Source organism: Pantoea sp. ANP04, from assembly GCF_041982285.1.
GTDB classification, from domain to species: domain Bacteria; phylum Pseudomonadota; class Gammaproteobacteria; order Enterobacterales; family Enterobacteriaceae; genus Pantoea; species Pantoea eucalypti.
In genome coordinates this window covers 1-569 of record NZ_JAUTYS010000115.1, presented here as the reverse complement: position 1 = coordinate 569, position 569 = coordinate 1, and the positions used below count along the sequence as shown (strand labels likewise).

Annotated in this window: 2 protein-coding genes; both read left to right on the top strand. The window is 56.1% G+C overall.

Annotated features, from left to right (window positions below):
• Positions 1 to 239 (top strand): hypothetical protein (locus Q7C21_RS22625; protein WP_375151180.1); only part of this gene is annotated, 239 nt, incomplete at its 5' end.
• Between the two features lie 129 nt (positions 240 to 368).
• Positions 369 to 569, top strand: a 201-nt coding sequence (locus Q7C21_RS22620) for a hypothetical protein (protein ID WP_375151179.1), incomplete at its 3' end; no start/stop codon positions are given.

Sequence of the window (569 nt, the reverse complement as noted above, 5' to 3'; positions counted from 1 at the left end):
ACGTCAACGGTCAGGAAGTCGGCAGGAAAAATCTGCCTTCCGGAACTCTGGGACAGAACAGTTACGCGACAGCAGCGCCGCGGGCTTCGGGAGCAGCTGAGAACCTTACAGAGTTTGAGGTCCCGGCAGCCCTGTTGCAAGCAGGGGACAACACCGTTGCGGTCAGCACGCATGGCAACTACCGGGGCACCACGGATCTCAGCTTCGATTTGTCATTGACGGCTGATCTTCAAGGCTAGGTTGCTGATGACTGAAACAACGAACTGAAAAAACGACGCAAGACCACGGAAACTAGGTTTTCGTGGTCGTGCGTCGTTCGACGTGGCATGCTAGTAGATACGTTCATCTTGGGGGAGAGGAACCTTGGAATGACTGGGGAAAAACGTCATTATGGCGAAGCAGTGCACCGACTTTTGTCGGCTCAAAAACCTGGCCATGGGGTGCCAGCCTATTTGCGTTGGGTTAACCGCGGCTTAGGTCGGCGTCTGGCCGCCATGGGCTATGTACTGGGCCTGAGCCCTAACGCGGTGACGATACTCAGCGCGGCAGTGTCTTTTACTGGCATCGGG